3 protein-coding genes and 1 pseudogene are annotated in these 4,481 nt (G+C 43.1%); 2 read left to right on the forward strand and 2 right to left on the reverse strand.

Annotated elements, in window-relative coordinates; translation table 11 throughout:
• A pseudogene (locus tag RMO27_RS04460) lies at nt 1–500 on the forward strand (dehydrogenase); the annotation flags it as partial.
• Between the two features lie 167 nt (nt 501–667).
• Nucleotides 668–2,815: an RtcB family protein gene (locus RMO27_RS04465; protein ID WP_309729548.1), complete on the forward strand. Its 2,148-nt coding sequence runs from the start codon at nt 668–670 to the stop codon at nt 2,813–2,815.
• Nucleotides 2,816–2,860: 45 nt separating this feature from the next.
• Here the strand turns inward: RMO27_RS04465 and RMO27_RS04470 are convergent, their stop codons facing one another.
• Together RMO27_RS04470 and RMO27_RS04475 are read right to left on the reverse strand one after the other, a co-directional pair.
• On the reverse strand, nt 2,861–3,838 hold the full coding sequence (locus RMO27_RS04470) for a folate-binding protein (protein WP_309729551.1): 978 nt from the start codon (nt 3,836–3,838) through the stop codon (nt 2,861–2,863).
• Between the two features lie 54 nt (nt 3,839–3,892).
• Nucleotides 3,893–4,276, reverse strand: coding sequence for a hypothetical protein (locus RMO27_RS04475; protein WP_309729554.1), 384 nt, complete (start codon nt 4,274–4,276; stop codon nt 3,893–3,895).
• Nucleotides 4,277–4,481 lie beyond the last annotated feature (205 nt).

The following is a 4,481-nucleotide window of genomic DNA, read 5'->3' on the forward strand; positions in this document are numbered from 1 at the left end:
ATATATATATATATATCCAAGACTTCAAAAAAATTCTCGATACCTATAGTACTGGCGCATTTGGCATCGATATCAATAGCTTCAAACAGTATGGACATCCCCTCTGTCTGTGGGATGGCGATCAAAGACTCCATACCCAAAATGCCGTCTTAGCTGGCGAAGCCGCCTGTGTCGTCGATCCGATGACTGCTGAAGGGATTCGCCCCTCAATCTTTTCTGGGGTCAAAGCCGCTGAATCGATCCACTCTGCGCTGGGCGGTACCAGCAATGCCTTGGAGAAGTACACGGAAATCATGACCACAGAATGGGGCGCAGATATGAAGTGGGCACAACGCCTTGCAGGTGCTTTTTATCAATTCCCCAAAGTTAGCTATAAAGCAGCAATCAAACGTCCTGCTGCTAGTCTGACAATGGCCAGGATTATGGCTGGCGAACTCAGTTATTCGGAGATTGCTGGTAAGGCAATTAAGAAACTTAGTGGCAGCCTGTTTGGTAAATAAGCGATCGACCTAAAATAACCAAGCTAAAATGAAGTGGTAGGGGTAATGTCTTGACCGAAACGCACGCTGAGGGAACCTCAGCGCGATTTCGGTCGCTTCATGAATTACCCCTACCACTTCATTTTTATTTATCATCGATCGACGTCACTGCTTCATCTCCCATCCGCATGACTTATCAACAATTAGACATCGACACCCCCAAACCCGTCTTATCCTGGGCGGGACACGATTTGGCGCAAGCAGAAACCAAGATGGCCAAAAATGTGGCTTCCTTACCTTTTGTGTTCAAACATGTCGCCCTGATGCCAGACGTCCACTTAGGAAAAGGTGCCCTCGTCGGCTCGGTAATTGCGACTACAGATGCAATTATTCCGGCGGCTGTGGGTGTGGATATTGGTTGTTTTACAGGCGATACTCTCATACCATTGGTAGATGGTAAAGATTATCCCATTAAAGAACTCGCTCAAAAAAATGCAGAATTTATAGTTTATGCTTGTACCCCCACAGGAAGAATTGTGGCGGCTATGGCAACAGCTAGATTAACTAGAGAAAATACATCTTTAGTCAAGGTAATACTGGATAATGGTAAAGAGATTATTTGTACACCCGATCATCAATTTATGTTGCGTGATGGTACTTATCAAGCAGCGATCGATCTGAAACATCAAACATCTCTCATGCCCTTCTACTCAAAATTAGATCGAGAAGGATACACTTTAATCGCGCAACCATATTCAGGTAGATGGCATAAAGCACACTGGATTATAGCTAGATCTGGAATCTTAGGGGATATTCCTAGATTTGAAGGACAACGAACTATTATTCATCATAGTAACTTCAGTCAATCCGACAATCGGCCAGATAATTTAGAGTTTATGGGCGATAGAGACCATTCTGCATACCATCGTAGTTTAGTCGATCGCAACCAGCATTGGCAATCTCCAGATTTTGAACAACGTAGAGTTGCTGCGATCGCTCAAAAGGCTCAAACTTCAGCAGGAAGAGGATATTTTGCCCAACGAGGAACCGCGAATATTCTCAAGTATATGGCAGAAAACCCAGCGCATTTTCAGAAATCTGTTGCTGGAAATGGCGAACGTGGCAAGTGTTATTTAGTTACTTATAATCAAAGCGAGCGTGGGAGAATCAAATCAAAAGAGATAGCAAATAGATTGTATGCTTGTGATATCTGTGGATCGGAAATAAAGTCACCGATAGGCTTGCACAATCATCGCAAAAAAGAACACAAATGCAACCACAAGGTTGCAGCAGTCATACCACTAAATCGCACTGAAGATGTTTATTGTTTAACGGTGCCAGAATATCACAACTTTGCCTTGTCAGCAGGCATATTTGTTCATAATTGTGGGATGATGGCGATTCAAACCCCATTTCAAGGTGAGAAATTAGATGGTAAACTCAAAAAAATTCGCCTCGATTTAGAAGCGCAAATTCCCGTTGGCTTTGAAGAAAATAAAGAAATTTCCAAAGATGCTACTAATTGGCAAGGCTGGCAAGATTTTGCCCAATTGCATCGCGGCGTACGCGGTTTAGAAAATAAAGCCATCAAACAACTCGGTTCATTGGGCGGCGGTAATCACTTTATTGAAGTTTGTATCGATACCGAAAATAAAGTCTGGTTGATGTTGCATTCCGGCTCGCGGAATATCGGCAATAAATTGGCGCAATGTCATATCGATACTGCCAAAGATCTGGCAAAACTAGCTAATCTGAGTTTACCCGATCGAGATTTAGCCTATTTTGTGACTGGTACGCCCGAATTTGCTGCCTATTGGCGCGATCTCCAGTGGGCACAAGACTACGCTCGCACTAATCGCGATGTGATGATGTCCAGATTCATGCGCGTCATCGAACAGCATCTCAATGGTGGTAAGAAAATGAAGCCATTATTATCGGTGAATTGCCATCATAATTACGCTGAAAAAGAAGTCCACTTCGGTGAAGAAGTCTATGTCACCCGCAAAGGTGCCGTCCGCGCCCAGAAGGAAGACTATGGCATCATCCCTGGTTCGATGGGCACCAAATCTTATATCGTCAAAGGTAAAGGTAACGCCCATAGTTTCTGTAGTTGTTCTCACGGTGCCGGACGGATTATGTCTAGAGCAATGGCCAAAAATACTTATACTTTAGATGACTTAGTCGCCCAAACTCAGGGTGTCGAATGTCGCAAAGATACCGAACTACTCGACGAGATTCCCGCAGCTTATAAATCGATTGATACTGTCATGGCAAATCAATCTGACTTAGTAGAAGTCGTCGCTACCCTCAAGCAAGTTGTCTGTATTAAAGGTTGATTTTTTTAGGTTTAGAGCAAGTTAATTCACTGCTTAAACATCGATCTATACAGGATATTCATGTCGAACGAAAGGAAGATCTATAACTTCTCCCTCTACATCACCAAGCATCACTTTTAAGCTTACCCCACCAGCCTTCGATCTAACATATCCCAATCCCATTATTCCTGCATCTGTCTGGCTACAACTAGTCAACACACCTACCTTTTCACCATCAACGGTTATTGACGTACCCACTGCCACAGATCCGACTAATTTAATTCCCCACAGATATTGTTTAACACCTTTATAAGTATTCAGCCGCGCGATCGTTTCTTGGCCGATATAGCAACCCTTTGTAAACGAAATCGTATCCCACAAACCTACCTCCAAGGGGTTATAATCCTCCGTTAATTCTGCATCGGGTTTCGGTCTACCTTGTTCGATTCGTAGGCATTCCCAGGCATCCTCATCGACTGTGACAGCACCCAAATTAGTCAGAGCTTGCTGTAAGACTGACGCATTGGCTCGATCGCATATTAAGCGATAGCCAGGTAATCCCAATTCAGTCCCGATCGCAATTCGGACTTCGATCCCGTTAATATTATGTACTTGGTGGCTGTGCAGAGGTAATTCTGTTAGTTCTGTACAGCCTAATTGCGCTAATATGCTAGTACTTTCAGCCCCCATTAATGTCAAGCTAGCTAGAGCATCGGTGACATCTTTTAATTTGACTCGATCGGCAAAAAAGATATATTTGTCGAGCCAATCAAATAGATACTTACGACGATTCGGAGATATAATTAGTAACACCTCATCATCTAAGATTAATCCAGTAGCCAGATCGATCGTCCGAGCTGTCGAAGTAACAAATACCGTATCACAACCTTCACCCGACTGACGGCTTTCAAAATCTGCCGTGCTTTGATTATGCAGGAATCGCAGCCTGTCGCGATCGCTGACTAGAATTTTCCCCCACTCAGAACTATCATAAATAGCTACACCAGATCGAGCAGATTGAAGTATTGTATATGAATTATTCAAAGTATTAATTTAGGAATTTTAGATTATTTAGATTACCAATACTTGCTACTGTCGCTAGCTCGGCAAATTATTAAAGATTCTAATGACAACATCTTTAGCTTTATTATCCAATTTAGTCCAATCGGGAGTCTTCGCTTCCAGATCGATGAGACTGGTATCTACATCCACAATTTGGCTTTCGAGTTCGCTATGACTGCCATCATAATTGAGAAAACACACCTGATAACACAAGTCCCAAATATCATATTTTAACTGCTTATCCTCAGACTCCAGACAGAGATAATTAATCGGGTGCGGATCTCTTATCTCCTCATAACTCACCTTCCAAGTAGATACTTCTCCCTGTTGACGGATGCGATCGATAATCCGAATATAGATCGGTTGCATCAAAAACTCCGCTTGTTGCCAAGCCAACTCATTCGCAAACTTCGGCTGCATAAAATCTAAAATATTAAATTTTCACTATTCAAAAAGTTCTCATGTGTGATTGATTGAATTCGGCTCCTCTACTTACTCACGTCTCCGAAGGTGCGCTGAAAGAGGACGTTGAAGACGCCAGGCTCGCCTATATGATAGCATGGCGCGACCGTTGAGCTGATTGAACACTCACACCGCAGTCCTGACGAAGGGTTGTTCTGTTCCT

The organism is Chamaesiphon sp. OTE_75_metabat_556, assembly GCF_031378165.1.
Classification (GTDB): domain Bacteria; phylum Cyanobacteriota; class Cyanobacteriia; order Cyanobacteriales; family Chamaesiphonaceae; genus Chamaesiphon.